The sequence below is a fragment of the uncultured Amnibacterium sp. genome, assembly GCF_964250715.1.
In the GTDB taxonomy this organism is placed as follows: domain Bacteria; phylum Actinomycetota; class Actinomycetes; order Actinomycetales; family Microbacteriaceae; genus Amnibacterium.
Window position 1 is genome coordinate 1 of record NZ_CAXUGX010000018.1, and the last position, 21,519, is coordinate 21,519.

Genomic DNA, 21,519 nt, shown 5'->3' on the forward strand with positions numbered 1-21,519 from the left:
TGCGGGAGAAGCTCCCCACCACCTGGGCGGTGTTCCTCGACGGGCTCGCCTCCGAGGAAGCCCTCCGGGCCGCCGCACGCCAGACCATCGGACTGAAGGCGGAGCGCTCACCGAGTTCGATGCCAAGGCCGCGGACCTCGTCCAGACCGTCAAGGCGGCGGTGGTCGAGAAGCGTCTCGGGCTACTCCGTGACCGACTCGACCCCAACGGGGCGATCGAACGCCACGAACGAGCAGCGACCCGACGGTGGGTCAGCGCCAGGCCCGACAGTGAAGGCGTGGCCGTCCTGGAAATGCACTCCACCGCCATCGACATCGCGGCCATGTACGACGGGATCCGGCAGGCCGCCATCGACCTGCACGGGCGGGACGGGGAACACCGCACCCTCGGCCAATTGATGGCCGACGTGGCTACCGATGTGGTCCTGCACGGCCTGGCAGTCCCCGCAGCCGAGATGGACGACCCCGCCTACCCGATGGAACGCATCGGATCGTTGAGAGCACCGCACCGGAAGGCAGTGCAGGCCACCGTCCTGGTCGTAGTCCCGGCCGAGACGGCGACCGGTGCCGGCAACGCACCCGCGGACCTGGCGGGGACGGGGGCGATCGACGCCGAGACCGCCAGACAAGTGGTCGAACACACGACGACGTGGACGCGCGTCGCCGTCGATCCGATCGATGACTCGATCCTCGGTATCGACTCGCATGACCGGTACATCCCGGCCGGGTTGAAGAAACTCCTCCACCTGCGCAGCCCCTCCTGCACAGGCGACGACTGCGGACTCCCCGCCCACCGAGCCGATTGGGCCCACGGCGCCGGTTCCGGCGCGACGCCGCAGGCGGCGTGACGGCCGTGCGACGGGGACGACCACGTGATCCGGATCGAACACGACGGACGGACCAGGCACGACAACCTGCAGGTGCCGTGCCGCAAGAGTCATCAGATGAAAGACGAGGGCTACTTCGACGTCCAGACCCTCCCCGACGGGACGATCCGCTGGCACGACAAGTGGGGCGGCAACCGCATCAGCCGACCAGCCCTCACCGTGAAAACGCGGACACCCGTCGAAGTTTCAGACGACCCACCCTTCTGAGTCGGCGAGACGGCTCGTCGACCGTTGTGACTTGTGTGATTGATGAGGTCAGGGAGACTCATGAGAACTCGACCGCGTGCCGTCGAGGCCTCGTCGCTCTGCTGGCCTAGCGTTCGCATCGGGATCGGCGCGGGGGCGTCCGTCCCGCCGAGGCGCGTTCGCTGCGCGTCGGCGTACGGGTACTTCGGGGGAGGACGGCCATGCCGCAGCGCGCTGGCGGAGCACGGACCAGGCCATCCAGACGGCCGCTGACGGTCTTCGTGCTGGTGATCGCCGTGGTCGGCGTGTTCGTGTTCCGGCTGGTCGACGTGCAGGTGGTGCAGGCCGCCGGGCTGACGGCGGAGTCCACGGCACGACGGTCCGTCGACACGGTCGTCCCCGGTCTGCGCGGCACCATCACCGACGCCTCCGGCACGGTGCTGGCCCGCTCGGTCGCCCGATTCCAGATCGTCGCATCGCCCAAGTTGGCCGCCGCCGAAGCCCGCACGGCGCCCCGTGCAGATGCCGAGAAGAGCAGCGTCGCGGCCCGCGCCGCCCGACTCGCGGCCGCGACCGGCCTCAGCGTGCCGGCATTGACGACGGCGCTGACCCGCGATCCGTCCTCCCAGTACCTGATGGTCGTACCGGCCGCCAGCCTGACGGTGCTGAACCGGGTGAAGGCGCTCCACATCGACTGGCTCTTCTATACGCAGGTGCAGCAGCGCAGCTACCCGAACGGCGCCGTGGCCGGCAACCTGGTCGGCTTCGTCGGCGCCGACGGCAGCGCCCAGTCGGGCACCGAGTACGGCGAGAACGCCTGCCTGAAGGGCACCGACGGCCGCACCAGCACCGAGCAGGGCCAGGACGGCACGCCGATTCCCGGGACCGCGGTGACGACCAAGCCGGCCAAGCAGGGCGGCTCGGTCACCCTGACGATCGACCGGGACCTGCAGTGGTTCGCTCAGCAGACCCTCGCGACGCGCGCGAAGCAGGTCGGTGCGGCGTCGGGCTCGGTCGTGGTGTCCGAGGTGGCCACCGGCAAGCTGTTGGCGGTCGCCGACTGGCCCACCGTCGACCCGGGTAACGTGCCGGCGACCGCGAACACCGACCCTGAAGCGCTCGGCTCGCGTGCCTTTCAAGCACCGTTCGAGCCCGGATCCACCATGAAGTCGGTCACGACCGCGGCGCTGCTGAACGCGGGCCTGATCACCCCGACCACCCAGGTGGTCGCGCCGTTCCGCTACACGAACGCCCGCGGCGCCGACGTGCACGACAGCGAGGCGCACGGCGACCTGCACCTGACGGCGACCGGCGTGCTGATCCAGTCGAGCAATACCGGCATCTCGCAGCTGGGCCTGCGCATGTCCGACGCCACCCGCTACGGCTACCTGCAGCGGTTCGGCTTCGGCCGCTCGACGGGTACCGGCTATCCGGCCGAGGCGTCGGGCGGGCTCGGCGCGGACGCGCCGCACTGGGACGGGCAGTCCGAGGTCGCCACCATGTTCGGGCAGGGGCTCACCGCTACGGCCGTGCAGATGGCGAGCGCCTATTCGACCATCGCGAACGGCGGCGTCAAGCTGCCGGTCTCGCTGATCGAGCGCTGCACAGCCGCGGACGGCACTGTCACGACCCCCGCCCGTGCCGCACCGAAGCGGATCGTCTCCGCCAAGGCTGCGCATCAGACGGTGCGGATGCTGGAGAACGTCGCGACCAAAGGCTGGCTGGCGGCCAAGGTGACGATCCCCGGATACCGGGTGGGAATCAAGACCGGGACCGCGCAGGAGTCGGACGGCCATGGCGGCTACGCCTCCGGCTTCCTCGTCTCGATGGCGGGCATCGCGCCGGCGGAGTCGCCGAAGTACGTCGTCTACGTGGACCTGAACGACGCGCGCAAGCTGAACACCGCCCAAGCCGCCGCCCCGGTGTTCCAGAAGGTCATGGCGCGGGTGCTGCAGCAGCACGGGGTGGTCCCGTCGGGGACGCACTCTCCCGACCTGCCGGAGTATTGGTAATAGGCACAGCGGTAGCTAGCACAGCGGTAGAGCACCGCGGTATCGGCACAGCGGTCGGCCTCGCCCGAGACGGGGAGTCATCCTTTACGCTGGGCCCGGCGACGAGAACCACCGGGAGGGCGCCTTCGTGTACCTGATCGACTCCGCCCTGAACGACTCCGCCCTGAACGACTCCGCCCTGATCGACTCCGCCCTGCCCTGCTGCGCCGAGGCCGAAGTGCGTCGGGTGTTGCACGACGCCGGCGACGGACAAGCAGCAGACCGGTGATCGCACTGTCGCTCGACGACATCGCCGGTGTCGTCGACGGCTCGCTGCACCTCGCCGCCGCGCCGGGCACGAGCGGCGCCACGACCGTCTCGGGGCCGGTGGAGACCGACTCCCGTGAGATCGTCGCCGGCGGTCTGTTCGTCGCCAAGCGCGGTGAGCACGACGACGGGCACCGCTTCGCCGACGCGGCAGCCGCGGCCGGTGCCGCCGCCCTGATCGTCGAGCGGCCGCTGCCCACCCCGCTGCCGCAGATCGTGGTCGGCGATTCGGTGGTCGCGCTCGGCGCGCTCGCGACGGAGGTCGTCCGTCGCGTGCACGATCGGGGTGCGCTGTGCACCATCGGCGTCACCGGCTCGAACGGCAAGACCACCACCAAGAACCTGCTGCGCGCGATCTGCTCGCTTGCCGGCCCGACCGTCGCCTCCCGCGCCTCCTTCAACAATGAGGTGGGCGGCCCCGTCACCATGCTCGAGGTGACCTGGGACACCCGGTTCCTGATCGCCGAGATGGGTGCCAGCGCCGCCGGCGACATCGCCCGCCTTGTGGCGATGGCACCGCCGGATGTGGGCGTGGTGCTGAAGGTCGGGCTGGCGCACGCCGGCGCGTTCGGCGGAATCGAGCGGACCGCGGAGGCGAAGGCCGAGATGGTCACCGGCCTGGCCGAGACGGACACGGCGGTGCTGAACGCCGACGACCCGCGGGTGGCGGCCATGGCCGCCCGTACCCGTGCGCGGGTGCTCACCTTCGGGCTCGAGCAGGCGGATGTCCGGGCGACCGGAGTCGTCACCGGTCCGGGCGGCACCGACTTCGAGCTGCACCTGCCCGACGGGCAAGCCTCTGCAGTGCACTTCTCGGTGCTGGGGGAGCACCACGTGGCGAACGCCCTGGCGGCCGCGGCGGCGGCGCATGCGCTCGGCATTCCCATCGACACGATCGTGGCGGGCGTGCAGTCGATCGTCCGCGCCGAGCGCTGGCGGATGGAGGTGCTCGCCACCCATCCGCTGACCGTCATCAACGACGCCTACAACGCCAGTCCCGACAGCATGGCGGCCGCGCTGAAGGCCCTGGTGCAGATCGCGCCGCCCGGCGCCCGCACGGTGGCGGTGCTGGGAGAGATGACGGAACTCGGCGACTTCGCGGCCGACGAGCACGACGCGATCGGCCGCCTGGCGGTGCGATTCAACATCGGCCAGCTGCTCGTGGTGGGCGCCGGGGCCAAGCGCATCCACCTCGCCGCCAGCATGGAGGGCTCCTGGGACGGCGAGAGCCTGTTCGCGGAGGACATGGCCGAGGCGGAGGAGCTGCTGGCCGACCTGCTCGCCCCCGGCGATGTGGTGCTGATCAAGTCCTCGAACGCGGCCGGGCTGCGCGTGCTCGGCGACCGCATCGGCGACGCGGTCCGCCAAGGCGCCGAGCAGGCTGCCCGACGGGACGCCGAGCGGGATGCCGAGCAGTACAACGAGCAGGATCCCGAGCGATGAAGGCGCTGCTGCTCGGCGCCGGCATCTCGCTGCTGTTCACCCTGTTCCTGACGCCGCTGTTCATCCGCCTGTTCCACCGGCTGCAGTGGGGCCAGTTCATCCGCAACGACGGTCCGGTCAGCCATCACGCCAAGCGCGGCACCGCCACGATGGGCGGCATCGTCGTGATCCTCGCCAGCGTCGTCGGCTATTTCGCCGGCACCGTGATCAGCGGCGGCGTGGAAGCGATCAAGCCCTCCCCGCTGCTCGTGCTGTTCCTCATGGTCGGGCTCGGCCTGGTCGGCTTCACCGACGACTACCTGAAGACCCGGCATCAGCGCAGCCTGGGCCTCGGCGGTTGGGCAAAGATCGCCGGCCAGGTGGTGGTCGCGGCCGTCTTCGCGCTGCTCGCCCTGCAGTTCCCGAACGGCGGCGCCGCCGGCCGCCACCGGGTCACTCCGGGGTCGGAGAACATCTCGGTGCTGCGCGACCTGGTGATCGACCGGCACGCGGCCACGTTCGTCGTCGTCTTCGGCGTCGTGGGCGGCCTGATCGCCTTCATCATCTGGGTGATGGCGATCGTCGCGGCGACCTCCAACGGGGTGAACGTGGCCGACGGCCTGGACGGCCTGGCCACCGGCGCGTCGATCGCCGCGATCGGGTCGTACATCATCGTGTGCTTCTGGCAGTTCAACCAGTGGTGCTTCAACCCCGCGGTCGCGGACGGGGTGAACGGCGGTATCTGCTACGACGTGCGCGATCCCCTGGAGCTCGCGACCGTCGCCGCCTGCATCACGGGCGCGTTGATCGGCTTCCTCTGGTGGAACACGTCCCCGGCGCAGATCTTCATGGGCGACACCGGCTCGCTCGGCCTCGGCGGAGCGCTTGCGGCGCTCGCGATCTTCAGTCGCACCGAACTGCTGCTGATCCTGATCGGCGGACTGTTCGTGATCGTGACCGGCTCGGTGATCCTGCAGCGGGCGTACTTCAAGATCACCCACGGCAAGCGCATCTTCCTGATGAGCCCGCTCCACCACCACTTCGAGCTGAAGGGCTGGGCCGAGGTGACCGTCGTGGTGCGGTTCTGGATCATCGCGGGCCTGCTGGCCGGCCTCGGCGTCGGGCTCTTCTACCTCGAATGGCTCAGCCGGGCGGCGCCGTGAGCGACGCCGGCGTCCGGCCCGACGATCGGCCCGGCGCGGAGCTGCTCGCGGGGTTGACCAGCTGGTACGGACCCTGGCGCGACCTGAGGGTCGCGGTGCTGGGTGCGGGCATCACGGGGTTCGCGGTCGCCGACACGCTGGCGGAGTTGGGCTGCCGTGTGCTCGTCACGGGGGAGTCGGTGACCGACGATCGGGCCGCGCTGCTCGACGTGATCGGCGCGCGCCACGTCGTCGCTCCACTCGGGGAGCAGGCGGCTGTACTGGCGCAGGCGGATCCGCAGCTCGTCGTCGTCAGCCCCGGCTACCACCCCGATGCGCCGCCGCTGACCTGGGCCGCTGAGCACGGCGTCCCGGTGCTCGGCGACATCGAGCTGGCCTGGCGCGTGCGCGACCGGCACGGCGAACCCGCCGACTGGATCACGATCACGGGGACGAACGGCAAGACCACCACCACGCAGCTGACCGTCGCCATGCTCGCCGCCGCCGGCGTGCGGGCGCGGGCCTGCGGCAACATCGGCTCCAGTGTGCTCGACGCCGTGCGCGAGCCCGAGGCGTGGCGCGTGCTCGTCGTCGAACTCTCCAGCTACCAGCTGCACTGGATGCACGAGGTCAGCCCCCTGGCCAGCGTCTGCCTGAACGTGGCCGACGACCACCTGGACTGGCACGGCTCCGCCGCCGCGTACCGCGCCGCCAAGGGACGGGTGTACGAGCGCACCCGGGTCGCCTGCGTCTACAACGTGGAGGACCCCGTCACCGAGCAGCTGGTGCGGGAGGCGGAGGTGGTGGAAGGGGCGCGGGCCATCGGGTTCACCCGCGACATCCCGCGGGTGGCCGAGCTGGGAATCGTCGACGACGTGCTCTGCGATCGGGCCTTCCTCGACGACCGCCGCCGCGCCGCCCTGGAGCTGACGACCCTCGACGTGCTCTCGAGCGCCGGCCTCGCCGCTCCTCACGTCGTCGCCGACGTGCTGGCCGCCGCCGCGCTTGCTCGGGCGGCCGACGTGCCGCCCGCCGCGATCGCTGCCGCGGTAGCCGCATTCCGGCTCGACGCCCATCGCATCCAGTCGGTCGGCCAGCGGAACGGCGTCACGTTCATCGACGACTCCAAGGCCACCAACCCGCACGCCGCGGCGGCCTCGCTCGGCGCATTCGAGTCGGTGGTATGGATCGCCGGCGGCCTGCTGAAGGGCGTCGACGTGGAGCCGTTGGTCGCCGAGCACGCACGCCGGCTGCGCGGCGTGGTCGTAATCGGCGCCGATCGGCAGGCGCTCCTGACCGCGCTCGCCCGACACGCCACCGACCTCCCCGTCGCCGAGGTCGTCCCCGGCGACACTGACGATGTCATGACCCGTGCCGTCGCACTGGCGGTCGGCATGGCGCAGCCCGGGGACGTGGTCCTGCTGGCGCCGGCAGCGGCGTCGATGGACCAGTTCACCGACTACGGACAGCGGGGGGCGCTGTTCGCGCAGGCGGTGCGGGCGCAGGCGGAGTGACGCGGCAGGACACTGCCGCGGATGAAGATCGGCGTGGGGGGCAGGACTCGTGGCGCGACTGACCGGATCGACCGGATTGATCGATCCTGTGCTCACCGACCGAGCGGTGCCCGCCGAGCGGCCCGCGGCCCGCCGCATGCGCACCGCCCGGCTCTCCCTGCCCGCGCTGACCCGCATCGGCTCGACCGAGTACCACCTGTTGGGCGCGATCACCCTGTTCCTCAGCGCGTTCGGGCTGGTGATGGTGCTCTCGTCCTCGTCGGTCGAGCAGGGCGAGGACGGCGGCGATCCCTTCGCGCACTTCCAGAAGCAGGCGATGGCGCTGTTCCTCGGGCTCGCGGTCATGCTGCTCGCGTCGCGAGCGGCTCCGGGCCTCTGGCGGCGGCTCGCCCCGATCGCGCTCGTGATCTCGGTCGCGGTGCAGCTGCTGACGGCGCTCACCCCCATCGGCACGAGCGTCTACGGCAACCAGAACTGGATCCAGGCCGGTCCGCTCAGCCTGCAGCCGAGCGAGTTCGTCAAGTTCGCCCTGGTGCTCTGCGCCGCCTCGTTCTTCAGCCGACGGCCGGGCCGTACGGCGACCCTGCGCGATCTGACTCCGCTGCTCGCGCAGGGCGCGGTCGCGATCGGCTCCGTGGCGCTCGGCCACGACATGGGCACCTGCACCGTGATGGGCGTGATCGTGCTGGCGGGGCTGTTCTTCGCCGACGTCCCCGCCCGCGTGCTGGCCGCGGTCGTCACGGTGACCGCCGCCGCGGGTGCCCTCTTTCTGCTGACGGGCGGCTCCCGCGTCACCCGATTCACCGCGTGGGCGCACGGCTGCGCCGGCCAGCAGTTGGACGCCTGCTGGCAGTCCGTGCAGGGCACCTGGGCGCTGGCCGCCGGAGGGGTGTTCGGCGTCGGCCTCGGCAACTCCGTCTCCAAGTGGTCGTGGCTGCCGGAGGCCGACAACGACTTCATCCTGGCGATCATCGGCGAGGAGACGGGCCTGATCGGCTTGACGGTGCTGCTCGGCCTGTTCGTCGCCCTGACGGTGGCGTTCCTGCGCATCACCACCCGCACGCGCGATCCGTTCACCCGGATCGCGGCCGGGATGACGCTCGCGTGGATCGTCGGGCAGGCCCTCACCAACATGGCGGTGGTGCTCGGCATGCTGCCGGTGCTCGGCGTCCCGCTGCCGTTCATCTCCTCCGGCGGATCGTCGATGGTCGCCAACCTGCTCGCGATCGGCTGCGTGATGTCGCTGGCGAACGCGGAGCGGACCGCACTGCCGGAACCGGCCTAAGTGACGCGCTGGCTGCTCGCCGGTGGCGGCACCGCGGGGCACGTGAACCCGCTGCTCGCCACCGCGGACGCACTGACGGCGGCCGGCGACAAGGTGCTCGTGCTCGGTACCGCGGAGGGGTTGGAGGCGCGGCTGGTCCCTGCCCGCGGCTACGAGCTGCTCGTCATCCCGCGCCTGCCGTTCCCGCGCCGCGTGAACCGCGCCGCCCTCGCCTTCCCGGCGGCGGTGACCCGCTCCATCCGACTGACCGGGCGCCTGCTCGGCGAGCGCGGCATCGACGCGGTGATCGGCTTCGGCGGCTACGCGGCGGCGCCCGCCTACCTCGCCGCCCGGTCGGGGCGCACGCCGTTCGCCGTGCACGAGCAGAACGCGCTGCCCGGCCTCGCGAACCGGCTGGGCGCCCGGGTGGCCGGAGCCGTCGGTGTCACGTTCCCGGGGACGCCGTTGCCGGGCGCCGTCGTGACCGGCATGCCGCTTCGAGGTGAGATCGCCGACCTCGACCGCGCCGCCGCCCGGCCGGGCGCTGTCGCCGGCTTCGGGCTGGACCCCGACCGGCCGGTGCTGCTCGTGACGGGGGGATCGCTCGGCGCCGAGCGGATCAACCGCACGATCGTCGCCGTCGCGCCGCAGGTGCTCGCTGCCGGCTGGCAGCTGCTGCACCTCACCGGCGGCCGCAGCACGGTGGTCGACCCGGGCCTGCCGGGGTACCGCATGCTCGACTACCTCGACCGGATGGAGTCGGCGCTCGCGGCCGCCGACCTGGCCGTCTCGCGGGCCGGCGCCTCCACGGTCAGCGAGCTGACCGCGCTCGGCGTGCCGGCGGTCTATGTGCCGTACGCCGTCGGCAACGGCGAGCAGCGTTTCAACGTGCAGAGCGTCGTCGCGGCCGGCGGCGGCATCGTGGTCGACGACTCCGACTTCGGCCCCGAGGCGTTCGCCGCGCGGGTCCTGCCGCTGCTCGCCGACCCCGCGGGACTCGCGGCGATGGCTCGGGCCGCCTCCGCCGGCGGCACTCGGGACGGCGCCGTGCGGCTGGCCGCCTTGGCGCGCATGCTGCTGTGAGCGGTACCCCGCACAGCCTCCTGCCGATCCGTCTGCCGAGGCGGACCGGGCGGCGGGGCACCCGGCGTGCCGCGGCCGCGCGCGTAGCGTTGCGGGCATGACGATCAAGCCCGATCTCACCGTGCCGATCCCGGATCGGCTGCGGGCCGTGCACTTCATCGGCATCGGCGGGGCCGGCATGAGCGGCATCGCCCGCATGTTCCTGGACCGCGGTGTGCGCGTCTCCGGCTCGGACCGCTCCGCCAATGCGCAGACGGGCCAGCTGACCGAGCTCGGCGCCTCCGTGCACATCGGACACGACGCGCGGCACCTCCGTGATGGGAACCGTCAGCCCGACGCCGTCGTGGTGACGAGCGCGCTCTGGCCCGACAACCCGGAGCTGACGGAGGCGCGGCGGCTCGGCATCCCCGTGCTGCATCGCAGCCAGGCGCTCGTCGCCCTGATCGGCGGCCGGCGGCTGGTCGCGGTCGCGGGCGCGCACGGCAAGACGACCTCCACGGGCATGGTCGTGACGGCGCTGACCGAGCTGGGCCTCGACCCCAGCTTCGTGAACGGCGGCGTGATCGAGCAGTACGGCGTCGGCTCCCGCGCCGGGTCCGGCGACCTGTTCGTCGTGGAGGCAGACGAGTCCGACGGCTCCTTCCTGCTCTACGACACGGCGGTCGCGCTGATCACCAACGTCGACCCCGACCACCTGGACCACTACGGCAGCCGCGAGGCGTTCGACGACGCCTTCCGCTCGTTCGCGGCCGGAGCGACCGAGACCGCGGTCGTCTCGGCCGACGACCCGGGTGCCGTGCGTGTCGCCGACGGGCTGGCCCGGGAGCGCCTGCGCACCTTCGGGGAGCATCCGCAGGCGGACGTGCGCGTCAGTGAGGTCCGCACCGACGGACCGGTGTCGTGCGTGATCACCGCGCGGGGTGAGTCGGTGCCGGTCACCCTCGCGATCCCCGGCCACCACAACGCTGTCAACGCGGCGGGCGCGGTCGCAGTGCTGTTGGCGCTCGGCATCACGCTGTCCGACGCTGTCCGGGGCGTCGCGGCGTTCCGCGGCACCAAACGGCGGTTCGAACTGCACGGCGTCGTCGACGGCGTCAGCGTCTACGACGATTACGCCCACCACCCCACCGAGGTGGCGGCGGCGCTGCAGGCCGCGCGCACGGTCGTCGCCGGCGGCCGCATCATCGCGGTGCATCAGCCGCACCTCTACTCCCGCACCGCGATGTTCGCGGGCGAGTTCGCCGCCGTGTTGCAGGCGAACGCCGACCACACGGTCGTCCTCGACGTCGACGGCGCCCGCGAGGATCCGGTCGAGGGCGTGACGGGAGCTCTGGTCAGCGACCGCTTCCGCGACTCCGGGGACGTCGACTACGTCCCCGACTGGCAGCAGGCCGCCGACACCGTCGCCCGCTTGGCGCGGCCCGGCGACTTCGTCATCACCCTGGGCTGCGGCAGCGTCTACCGCATCGTCCCGCAGCTGCTGGGCGCACTCGAGCACCGTGCCCCGAAGCAGCGCGTCGGCATCGCCGCGTCCGCCGGATGAAGCGTCCGGCAGGCTTCGACGCGCCCCGCCCGTCCGCCCCGACGGCCCGGACCGAGCGGCGGCCGCCCGAGCGCCCGATACCCCGCTCCGAGCGGCGCGCGCCGGAGCGCACGAGCTTCTCGCCGACCGCCTCTCCGCCGCCGACCGCCTCTCCGCCGCCACCTGCCACTCGGACACCTGCCACTCGGACACCTGGTACCCGGCCACCTGCCACCCGGCCGACTGCTGCCCGGCTGCCGCCGGCCCGAGATGACCGGCAGACCGTGCGGCGCACGTCGCGACTGCGTCGGCGGACGGAGGCCGCGGAGGTCCGCCGGTTCACCCGCCGGTCGCGCCGCCGAAGGCGGGTGGCGCTCGGTGCGGCGATCGTCCTCGTGCTGCTGACCGGCATCCCCATCGTGCTGGCGGTCTCGCCGGTGTTCGCGGTGCGCCGCGTCGTCGTGGTGGGCGGCGACGCAGCGCTGACCACCGCCGTGTCGGGAGCGCTCGCCGGGCAGGTGGGCGTCCCGCTCGCGCTCGTCGACCGCGCGCGGGTGCAGCGTGCCGTCGCCTCCGTCGCCCGCGTGCAGACGTACTCCGTGGAGTCGCTGCCGCCGGGCACGCTGCAGGTGCGGGTCGTTCCGCGGGTGGCGGTCGCTCAGATCGCCGTGCCGGCCGGTTTCGCCGAGGTCGACGCGGCCCGGGTAACCCTCGCCACTGCGCCGGTCCGGTTCGCCGGGCTGCCGCTCGTCGTGGTCCCCGCGACCGCCCGCCATCCGGCGGCCGCGTTCCGCGGCGCGGCGGCGGTGCTCGGCACGCTGCCGGCCACCGTGACGCGGCGGGTCGACTCGGTGACCGCGACGACCCCGGACGCGGTCTCGCTGACGCTGCACGGCGGCCGGCGCGTGGTCTGGGGCGGGGTGGACGACTCCTCCGCCAAGGCAGCCGCGCTGCAGGCCGCTCTGGTCCACGCGGCCCGCGGCGTGCACCTGATCGACGTCTCCGCCCCCGGCGTCGTCACCACCCGCTGACCACCCAGCACGTCAGCAGAACAGGGTCCCGAACGGCAGGTCTGTGGTCGACCAGCAGCCTGCTGTCGGGACGTGGTCCTGCTGTCGAGACTGCTGTCGGGACACGGTCGGGCGGATGCGGGCTGCTGCCAGGCTGCTGACGTGCTGCGGTGGGCGGGCGCTGCGGCGCGTCGGCTCGGCCCGCCAGCGGGCGCGCCCTACCGTCGACACAGCGGATTTTCCCGCGTGAGCAGGACTTTCACCCTCAAGTAAAGGTTGAAGGATGCTCGCTCCCCGAAAGGACCCGAGTGACCAGCAACCAGAACTACCTCGCCGTGATCAAGGTCGTCGGCGTCGGCGGCGGCGGGGTCAACGCGGTCAACCGGATGATCGAACTCGGCCTGCGCGGGGTGGAGTTCGTGGCCATCAACACCGACGCCCAAGCGCTGCTGCTCTCCGACGCCGACGTGAAGCTCGATGTCGGCCGCGAGCTGACCCGCGGACTCGGCGCCGGCGCCGACCCCGAGGTCGGCCGCCGCGCCGCCGAAGACCACGCCGAAGAGATCGAGGAAGCCCTCGCCGGAGCCGACATGGTGTTCGTCACCGCCGGCGAAGGCGGCGGCACCGGCACCGGCGGCGCCCCCGTCGTCGCCCGCATCGCGAAGTCCATCGGTGCCCTCACCATCGGCGTCGTCACCAAACCGTTCTCCTTCGAAGGCAAGCGGCGCCTCGCCCAGGCCGAGCGCGGCGTGCAGTCCCTCGCCAACGAGGTCGACACCCTCATCGTCGTCCCCAACGACCGCCTGCTCGAGATCAGCGACCGCGGCATCTCCATCGTCGAGGCCTTCCAGACCGCCGACCAGGTCCTCCTCGCCGGCGTCCAGGGCATCACCGACCTGATCACCACCCCCGGCCTGATCAACCTCGACTTCGCCGACGTCAAGAGCGTCATGCAGGGCGCCGGCAGCGCCCTCATGGGTATCGGCTCCGCCCGCGGCGCCGACCGCGCCATCAAAGCGGCTGAACTCGCCGTCGCCTCACCCCTGCTCGAAGCCTCCATCGACGGCGCCCACGGCGTGCTGCTCTCCATCCAGGGCGGATCCAACCTGGGCATCCTCGAGATCAACGATGCCGCCAAACTCGTCCAAGAGGCCGTCCACCCCGAGGCCAACATCATCTTCGGCGCCGTCATCGACGACACCCTCGGCGACGAAGTCCGCGTCACCGTCATCGCGGCCGGCTTCGACGGCGCCGAACCCCGCGACCGCCGCGACACCCGCCGCAGCAACTTCGTCGACACCCCCCAGGTCGGCGGATTCGCCGGAATCGCCGCCGCTGCCGCGATCCCCGCCACCGACCCCAACGCGACCGGCAGCCACGAATGGCAACTCGTCGCCGAGACCACCACCATGACGCAGAGCAGCGACCTCGACGCCGGCTACGACGAAGACGACGACCTGGACATCCCCGACTTCCTTCGTTGAGCAGTTCCAGCCCAACTACGGAGTACCCGCCGTAACTACGGAGAAATCGGGCCCGAACTCGGCGTGTCGTCCAGGATCTCCATAGTTGCGCAGGCCCTCCGTACTCGGGTCGGCCTTACCGCGCGACCTGGGCGTCACCATGGCGGAGGATCGAGACGTGGGAGTCGACAGCGCGGCGCTGGAGCGGCGGCTCGAGAGCGTCGCCGTCGCCGTCGCCGAGGCCGCGACCAGCGCCGGGCGCGATCCCGCAGGCGTCACCACGATCGTCGTCACCAAGTTCCAGCCGGTCGAGCTCGTGGAGGCGCTCGCTCGGCTCGGGGTGCGCGACTTCGGGGAGAGCCGCCACCCCGAAGCCCGCGACAAGGCCGCCGCGCTCGCCGAATCGACGCCGTGGGAAGCAGGCACACCCGATCCCACCTGGCACTTCATCGGGCAGCTGCAGACCAACAAGGCCCGGCAGGTCGCCCGCTACGCCGACGTCATCCACTCGGTCGACCGCGCCGCCCTGATCGACGCCCTCGCCGCGTCGGATCGACAGCCGGCGGTGTTCCTGCAGATCGACCTCGCCGAACGAACCGACCCGAGCGGTGGGTTCGGCCGCGGCGGCGCCGACCCCGCCGACGCGGAGCAGCTCACCGAGCACATCCTCGCCGCGGGCCTCGGCCTCGCCGGCGTCATGGCCGTCGCCCCGCAGGACGCCGAGCCCTGCGCCGCCTTCGAGCGCCTACGCCGGGTGAGCGACCGGGTCGTCCGCATCGCCCCCGAAGCGACCGCCATCTCGGCCGGAATGTCGGGTGACTTCGCCGCCGCGATCGCCGCCGGCGCGACACACCTGCGCATCGGCACGGCAATCACCGGACCCCGGCCTCCCGCGCCCTAACCTGTGCCCAGACGGTGGCGCGGGGGGTGTCCGCCGTCGAACGCGAGGAGGTCTTCCAATGTCGAACCCCTTGAAGAAATCGATGGTCTGGCTCGGCCTGGCCGACGACACGTACGAGTACGACGAACCGGCGGAGCCGGCGTCACCGCAGCCGATCGGCCCCACAGCCGTCCGCGCTCCGGTCACGCCACTGCCCCGCCGCAGCCCGGTGAGGAACGCGATCCCCGAGATGAACGAGATCGTCACCGTCCACCCGCGGCAGTACCGCGACGCCCAGGGCATCGCGGAGCACTTCCGCGAGGGCACACCGGTCATCATCAACCTGACGCAGATGACCGAGGCGGAGGCGCGACGCCTGATCGACTTCGCCTCCGGCCTCTCCACCGGGCTGAACGGGCGGATCGAGCGGGTGACCAGCAAGGTGTTCCTGCTCTCGCCGGAGCACATCGCCGTCTCGGGTGAGATGGCGGCCGGAGAGACGAGCGAGCTGGACGCCTCGTTCGCCTAGGACCAGTCGGCGCCTGACAGGTCGGCGCCGACGAGGATCGGCGCCCGAGCCACAGCACCGGCACACGCGCCGGCCGGCCCGCCCGCGCTCCGGGATACTGGAGCGATGAACGTGGTGGGCCTGCTGGCGAACGTGGCGTACTACGTGCTGCTGCTCTACTTCGTGGTGCTCTGGGTGCGGTTCATCCTGGATCTCGTGCAGGCGTTCTCCGCGTCGTGGCGGCCGCGCGGAGCCGTGCTGGTGGCGGCGGAGGTGAGCTTCACGCTCACCGACCCGCCCATCAAGCTCGTCCGGCGCATACTGCCGCCACTCCGGGTCGGCGCCTTCGCGCTCGACTTCGGGTTCACGATCGTGATGTTCGCGGTGATCGTCCTCATGTACGTCGCCTCATCGGTCGCGATCAGTGCCCCGATGACCGGGCGCGCGTAGCCGGGACGCGGCGAACATTCAAGCCCGCGCCCTACGGTCCGGCGTTCGCGCGAGGGGATACCCTGGGGCGGCGATCAGCATCCCGTCACGACATGAAGGTGGCACGACATGGCCCTCACGCCCGAAGACGTCGTCAACAAGCGATTTCAGCCGACGAAGTTCCGCGAGGGCTACGACCAGGACGAGGTCGACGACTTCCTCGACGAGGTCGTCGTGGAGTTGCGCCGGCTCGGCCAGGAGAACGAAGACCTGCGGCAGCGGCTCATCGCCAGCGAATCGCGCATCGCCGAGCTGCAGCGCAGCAGCGGTCCCGGTACCGGCGAGCACAACCAGCAGGCGCCGGTGCCCGCCCAGCAGCTGTCGTACCCGAGCGGCCAGGTCGATGTCGGCGCAGTCGATCCGGCCAACACGAACAACCTGCTGCAGCTGGCCCGCCGCCTGCACGAGGAGCACGTGCGTGAAGGCGTCGAGAAGCGCGACGCGCTGATCGCCGAGGGCCACGCCACAGCAGCCCGCGTCGTCGCCGACGCCGAGGCCAAGCAGCGCTCCCAGCTCAGCTCCCTCGACCAGGAGCGCGCACTGCTCGAGCACCGCATCGATGAATTGCGCACCTTCGAGCGCGAGTACCGCCAGAAGCTGAAGGGGTACATCGAGGGCCAGTTGCGCGAGCTGGACTCGTCCAACATCGTCGCCGGCGCGTACGGCAACGTCGGCCTCAGCCAGCCGCCCAGCTACCAGGGCTTTGGCGGTAACTGAGCCGACGGGTCCGGACGGGTCCGGAGGTGCCGCCCCGGGCGGCCGCCGCCGGCTCGTCGCGCTCATCCTCGTCCCGGTCGTCGCGGCCGTGGTGCTCGTCGTCGACCAGCTCGCCAAGGCCGCAGCGCTCCGCGATCTGCCGGAGGGCTCGGCCCGGCAGGTGATCGGCGACCTGCTCGTCTTCGAGCGGCTCGAGAACTCCGGAGCGGCCTTCTCAATCGCCAGCGGCTCCACCTGGCTGTTCTCGATCATCGCCACCACCGTGGTGGTTCTGCTGATCTGGTTCAGCCGGCGCATCCACTCCGTCGCCTGGGGAGTGCTGTTCGGGCTGCTGCTCGGCGGCACCTGCGGCAACCTGGTCGACCGCCTCACCCGGCCGCCGGGCTTCGGCATCGGGCACGTGATCGACTTCATCAAGATCCCTCTGCTGCCGGCGGTGTTCAACCTCGCCGACAGCGCGATCGTCGCGAGCATGTGCCTGTTCGTGCTCGTCACGTTGCTCGGCATCGGCGTCGACGGGCGGCAGCACCGCCCGAACACCCGGCACCGCCGCGAGGCCCTGCCGTCGGACCGTGCCTGAGCGCTCGCTCGCCGTGCCCGACGGCTTGGACGGCGAGCGCGTCGACGCGGGCCTCGCGAAGCTGCTCGGTCTCAGTCGCACCCGGGTCGCAGCGATCGCGGACGCCGGCGGTGTGCAGGTCGACTTCCGACCCGCGGGGCGCAGCGACCGCCTGCACGCCGGCGGCCTGCTCTCGGTCGTCTGGACCGACGAGCAGCCGCACGAGGCGATCCCCGCGATCGCCGTGCCGGACCTGCGGATCGTGCACGACGAGGACGACTTCGTGGTCGTCGACAAGCCCGCGGGCGTCGCGGCGCACCCCTCGCCCGGCTGGTCCGGACCGACCGTCGTCGGGGCGCTCGCCGCCGCCGGGTTCCGCATCAGCACCTCGGGCGCGGCCGAGCGCGCCGGGGTCGTGCACCGGCTCGACGCCGGCACCAGCGGACTGATGGTCGTCGCCAAGAGCGAGCACGCCTACACGGTGCTGAAGCGGGCCTTCAAAGACCGCACCGTCCAGAAGGTCTACGCCGCCCTCGCCCAGGGGCACCCGGATCCCACCTCGGGCACCATCGACGCGCCCATCGGCCGCCACCCGAAGACCGACTACCGCTTCGCCGTCGTCGCCGACGGCCGGCCGTCCGTCACCCACTACGCCACGGTCGAGGCGTTCCCCGCCGCCACGCTGCTGGAGGTGCACCTGGAGACCGGGCGCACCCATCAGATCCGCGTGCACCTGGCCGCCGAACGCCATCCGCTCGTCGGGGACACCATGTACGGCGCCGACCCGGTGCTCGCCGCAAGGCTGGGCCTCACCCGCCAGTGGCTGCACGCCCAGCGCCTGGGCTTCGACTCACCGGCGACGGGGGAGTGGGTGCAGTTCGAGAGCGCCCCGCCCGCCGAACTGGCGGACGCCCTGACGCGCCTCGCCCGGTGATCCGCGTGCTGCCCGGGCGGTGCCGCGCGACGCGCCGGGGGCGCCGGTCGACACGCGGACGATGTCGGTGCCGGCCAGTACCGTGACCGGACGATGAGCGACACCGACTCCTTCGTGCACCTGCACGTGCACTCCGAGTACTCCATGCTCGACGGCGCCGCGCGGGTGGGCGGCCTGCTGACGGAGGCGCAGCAGCAGGGCATGCCCGCCATCGCCATCACCGACCACGGCAACATGTTCGGGGCGTTCGACTTCTACTCGCAGGCGACCGCGCACGGACTGAAGCCCATCATCGGCACGGAGGCCTACCTCACCCCGGGCACGCATCGCGGCGACAAGACGCGGGTGCGCTGGGGCGACGGCGGCAGCGGCAGCGACGACGTGTCCGGCTCCGGCGCCTACACCCACATGACGATGCTGGCGTCGACGACCGCTGGCATGCACAACCTGTTCCGCATGTCCTCGCTCGCCAGCCTGGAGGGCTACTACTTCAAGCCCCGCATGGACCGCGATCTGCTGACGACCTATGCCGACGGCCTGATCGCCACCACCGGCTGCGCGAGCGGCGAGGTGCAGACCCGGCTGCGGCTCGGCCAATACGACGAAGCGCTGCAGGCCGCCGCCGACTTCCGCGACATCTTCGGCGCCGGCAACTTCTACGCCGAGGTCATGGACCACGGCCTCGGCATCGAGCGCCGGGTGCAGGACGACCTGCTGCGGCTCGCCCGGCGGCTGGGCCTGCCGCTGGTGGCGACCAACGACCTCCACTACACCCACGCCGGCGACGCGGGCAGCCACGCGGCGCTGCTCTGCGTGCAGTCCGGCTCAACCCTGGATGACCCCAACCGGTTCAAGTTCGACGCCGACGAGTTCTACCTGAAGACCGCACAGCAGATGCGTCACCTGTTCCGCGACCTGCCCGAGGCGTGCGACAACACCCTGCTCATCGCGGAGCGCTGCGAGGTGGCGTTCAACACCGGGGCGAACTACATGCCCCGCTTCCCCGTGCCGGCGGGGGAGTCGGCGGAGAGCTGGTTCGTGAAAGAGGTCGAGGTCGGGCTGCGCGACCGCTACCCGGCGGGTATCCCGGACGAGGTGCGTGCCCGCGCCGAGTACGAGACCGGCGTGATCGTGCAGATGGGCTTCCCCGGCTACTTCCTGGTGGTCGCCGACTTCATCAACTGGGCCAAGCGCAACGGCATCCGCGTCGGCCCCGGCCGCGGCTCGGGCGCCGGCTCGATGGCCGCGTATGCGATGCGCATCACCGACCTCGACCCCATCCGGCACGGGCTCATCTTCGAGCGCTTCCTCAACCCCGACCGCGTCTCCATGCCCGACTTCGACGTCGACTTCGACGACCGCCGCCGCGGCGAGGTCATCCGCTACGTGACCGACAAGTACGGCGACGACCGGGTCGCGCAGATCGTCACCTACGGCACCATCAAGGCCAAACAGGCGCTCAAAGACTCCTCCCGCGTGCTCGGCTTCCCGTTCGGCATGGGCGAGAAGCTCACGAAGGCCATGCCGCCGGCGGTCATGGGCAAGGACATCTCGCTGTCCGGCATCATCGACCCGGCCGACAAGCGGTACAAGGAGGCCGGCGACGTCCGCGCGCTGCTGGAAGCGGATCCCGACGCCAAGACCGTGTTCGAGACGGCCCTCGGCATCGAGAATCTCAAGCGGCAGTGGGGCGTGCACGCGGCCGGCGTGATCATGTCCAGCGACCCCCTGCAGGACATCATCCCGGTGATGCGGCGGGAGCAGGACGGCCAGATCGTCACCCAGTTCGACTACCCGGCCTGCGAGTCGCTCGGCCTGATCAAGATGGACTTTCTGGGCCTGCGCAATCTGACGATCCTGGGCGACGCGCTCGACAACATCCAGGCCAACCGCCGGCTCCAGCTCGACCTCGAGCAGCTGGAGCTCGACGACCAGGACGCCTACACCCTGCTCTCCCGCGGCGACACCCTGGGCGTCTTCCAACTCGACGGCGGCCCGATGCGGGCCCTGCTGCGCCTGATGCGGCCCGACAACTTCGAGGACATCTCGGCGCTCATCGCCCTCTACCGGCCCGGCCCCATGGGCGCCAACTCCCACACCAACTACGCGCTCCGCAAGAACGGCCAGCAGGAGATCACGCCGATCCACCCCGAGCTCGAGGCGCCGCTCGCCGAGATCCTGGGCGGCACCTACGGCCTGATCATCTACCAGGAGCAGGTGATGGCGATCGCGCAGAAGGTCGCCGGATTCAGCCTGGGTCAGGCCGACATCCTGCGCCGCGCGATGGGCAAGAAGAAGAAGTCCGAGCTCGACAAGCAGTTCGCCGGGTTCGCCGCCGGCATGCAGGACCGCGGCTACTCCCGCGCCGCCGTCGACACGCTGTGGGACATCCTGCTGCCGTTCTCCGACTATGCGTTCAATAAGGCGCACTCCGCCGCCTACGGTGTGCTCTCCTACTGGACGGCGTACCTGAAGGCGCACTATCCGGCGGAGTACATGGCCGCGCTGCTCACCTCGGTCGGCGACGCTCGCGACAAGCTCGCGGTGTACCTGAACGAGTGCCGGCGGATGAAGATCCAGGTGCTGCCTCCCGACGTGAACGAATCGATCGGCTATTTCGCCGCCGTCGGCAACGACATCCGGTTCGGCATGGGCGCGGTGCGCAATGTCGGGTTCGGCGTCGTGGAGCAGATCCGCGCCGCCCGCGAGGCGAAGGGACGCTTCGTGTCGTTCCACGACTTCCTGCGGAAGGTGCCGCTCGGCGTCGCGAACAAGCGCACCATCGAGTCGCTCATCAAAGCCGGTGCCTTCGACTCCATGGGGGCGACCCGGCGGGCGTTGCTCGAGATCCATGAGGACGCCGTCGATGCCGCCGTGTCCATCAAGCGCAACGAGGCGAACGGGCAGGTCGACCTGTTCGGCGGCCTGTTCGACTTCGAGGACGAGCCCGATCGGGTGCCCGACCGGCCCGAGTGGGCCCGCAAGGACCTGCTCGCCTTCGAGCGCGAGATGCTCGGGCTCTACGTCAGCGACCACCCCCTGAAGGGCCTCGAGGCGCACCTGGCCAAACACGCCTCCGTCGGCATCGCCGAGCTGCTCGCGCTCGAGCAGGCGCCCGACGGCGAGCAGGTCACCCTGGCCGGCCTCGTCACCGAGGTGCAGCACCGGGTGGCCCGCAACTCCGGCAACCAGTACGCGATGGTGCAGATCGAGGACTTCGGCGGGTCCATCACGGTCATGTTCCTGGGCAAGGCGTACCAGGAGTTCGCCCCGGCGCTCGTGAACGATGCGGTCGTCGTGGTCCGCGGCCGGGTGAGCGCGCGCGACGACGGCATGAACATCCACGCCAACAGCGTGTTCGCGCCCGACCTCGGCGGCTCGGGCGGTACCGGGCCCATCACGATCACCGTGCAGGAGCAGCGCGCCACCACCGAGCTCGTGACCGCGCTGAACGACGTGCTCATCCGGCACGCCGGCGAGAGCGAGGTGCGGCTGCGTCTGGTGCGCGCCGACAGCGCCCGCGTGTTCGAGGTCCCCTTCCCGGTCGAGGTCACCGCCGACCTCTACGGCGAACTGAAGACCCTCCTGGGCCCTGCCTGCATTTAGAGCCTGGGTAGGCTCG

The 21,519-nt window shown here is 71.4% G+C and carries 18 protein-coding genes and 1 pseudogene; all 19 read left to right on the top strand.

The genetic code is table 11. From position 1 onward, the window contains the following. Positions 1-277: 277 nt before the first annotated feature. The 19 genes and pseudogenes from ACFE7H_RS13240 to dnaE all read left to right on the top strand — a co-directional run bounded on the left by ACFE7H_RS13240 (position 278) and on the right by dnaE (position 21,503). Positions 278-847: a hypothetical protein gene (locus tag ACFE7H_RS13240; protein ID WP_375401709.1), complete on the top strand. Its 570-nt coding sequence runs from the start codon at positions 278-280 to the stop codon at positions 845-847. Between the two features lie 24 nt (positions 848-871). Further along, on the top strand, positions 872-1,093 hold the full coding sequence (locus ACFE7H_RS13245; RefSeq protein WP_375401710.1) for a hypothetical protein: 222 nt from the start codon (positions 872-874) through the stop codon (positions 1,091-1,093). Positions 1,094-1,293: 200 nt separating this feature from the next. Then, positions 1,294-3,084, top strand: coding sequence for a peptidoglycan D,D-transpeptidase FtsI family protein (locus ACFE7H_RS13250; RefSeq protein ID WP_375401711.1), 1,791 nt, complete (start codon positions 1,294-1,296; stop codon positions 3,082-3,084). A 127-nt stretch (positions 3,085-3,211) separates the two neighbouring features. Continuing rightward, positions 3,212-3,352, top strand: coding sequence for a hypothetical protein (locus ACFE7H_RS13255; RefSeq protein ID WP_375401712.1), 141 nt, complete (start codon positions 3,212-3,214; stop codon positions 3,350-3,352). Next, positions 3,349-4,833 (top strand): UDP-N-acetylmuramoyl-tripeptide--D-alanyl-D-alanine ligase, encoded by a 1,485-nt coding sequence (murF, locus tag ACFE7H_RS13260; RefSeq protein WP_375401713.1) that lies wholly within the window; start codon positions 3,349-3,351, stop codon positions 4,831-4,833. The genes ACFE7H_RS13255 and murF overlap by 4 nt, the downstream gene beginning before the upstream one ends. Further along, a complete protein-coding gene (gene mraY, locus ACFE7H_RS13265) occupies positions 4,830-5,975 on the top strand; it encodes a phospho-N-acetylmuramoyl-pentapeptide-transferase (RefSeq protein WP_375401714.1) in 1,146 nt (381 codons plus the stop codon). The genes murF and mraY overlap by 4 nt, the downstream gene beginning before the upstream one ends. Then, entirely contained in the window at positions 5,951-7,468 is a 1,518-nt protein-coding gene (gene murD, locus ACFE7H_RS13270; RefSeq protein WP_375401715.1) for a UDP-N-acetylmuramoyl-L-alanine--D-glutamate ligase, read from the top strand. The genes mraY and murD overlap by 25 nt, the downstream gene beginning before the upstream one ends. Before the next feature lie 49 nt (positions 7,469-7,517). Beyond that, positions 7,518-8,753 carry an FtsW/RodA/SpoVE family cell cycle protein gene (locus ACFE7H_RS13275; RefSeq protein ID WP_375401716.1) on the top strand — a complete coding sequence of 412 codons (1,236 nt, stop codon included), beginning with the start codon at positions 7,518-7,520 and terminating at the stop codon, positions 8,751-8,753. Continuing rightward, the gene (locus ACFE7H_RS13280; protein WP_375401717.1) at positions 8,754-9,815 is read left to right on the top strand and encodes a glycosyltransferase; all 1,062 of its coding nucleotides are present in this window, start codon (positions 8,754-8,756) and stop codon (positions 9,813-9,815) included. Between the two features lie 97 nt (positions 9,816-9,912). After that, positions 9,913-11,356: pseudogene (gene murC / locus ACFE7H_RS13285) on the top strand (UDP-N-acetylmuramate--L-alanine ligase); the annotation flags it as partial. Positions 11,357-11,621: 265 nt separating this feature from the next. After that, positions 11,622-12,368 carry a cell division protein FtsQ gene (locus tag ACFE7H_RS13290; protein WP_375401718.1) on the top strand — a complete coding sequence of 249 codons (747 nt, stop codon included), beginning with the start codon at positions 11,622-11,624 and terminating at the stop codon, positions 12,366-12,368. Between the two features lie 287 nt (positions 12,369-12,655). After that, positions 12,656-13,831: a cell division protein FtsZ gene (gene ftsZ, locus ACFE7H_RS13295; protein WP_375401719.1), complete on the top strand. Its 1,176-nt coding sequence runs from the start codon at positions 12,656-12,658 to the stop codon at positions 13,829-13,831. Between the two features lie 139 nt (positions 13,832-13,970). Further along, a complete protein-coding gene (locus ACFE7H_RS13300; protein ID WP_375401733.1) occupies positions 13,971-14,711 on the top strand; it encodes a YggS family pyridoxal phosphate-dependent enzyme in 741 nt (246 codons plus the stop codon). A gap of 58 nt (positions 14,712-14,769) precedes the next feature. Beyond that, positions 14,770-15,219: a cell division protein SepF gene (locus tag ACFE7H_RS13305; RefSeq protein WP_375401720.1), complete on the top strand. Its 450-nt coding sequence runs from the start codon at positions 14,770-14,772 to the stop codon at positions 15,217-15,219. 105 nt (positions 15,220-15,324) lie between these two features. Beyond that, entirely contained in the window at positions 15,325-15,648 is a 324-nt protein-coding gene (locus ACFE7H_RS13310) for a YggT family protein (protein ID WP_375401721.1), read from the top strand. Between the two features lie 108 nt (positions 15,649-15,756). Next, positions 15,757-16,404, top strand: a complete 648-nt coding sequence (locus ACFE7H_RS13315) for a DivIVA domain-containing protein (protein ID WP_375401722.1) — start codon at positions 15,757-15,759, stop codon at positions 16,402-16,404. Then, complete coding sequence (gene lspA, locus ACFE7H_RS13320; RefSeq protein ID WP_375401723.1) at positions 16,391-16,984, top strand: signal peptidase II; 594 nt, start codon at positions 16,391-16,393, stop codon at positions 16,982-16,984. Before ACFE7H_RS13315 ends, lspA begins: the two co-directional genes overlap by 14 nt. Next, the gene (locus ACFE7H_RS13325) at positions 16,977-17,897 is read left to right on the top strand and encodes an RluA family pseudouridine synthase (RefSeq protein WP_375401724.1); all 921 of its coding nucleotides are present in this window, start codon (positions 16,977-16,979) and stop codon (positions 17,895-17,897) included. Before lspA ends, ACFE7H_RS13325 begins: the two co-directional genes overlap by 8 nt. A gap of 93 nt (positions 17,898-17,990) precedes the next feature. Next, a complete protein-coding gene (dnaE, locus tag ACFE7H_RS13330) occupies positions 17,991-21,503 on the top strand; it encodes a DNA polymerase III subunit alpha (protein WP_375401725.1) in 3,513 nt (1,170 codons plus the stop codon). The last annotated feature ends 16 nt before the right edge of the window (positions 21,504-21,519 follow it).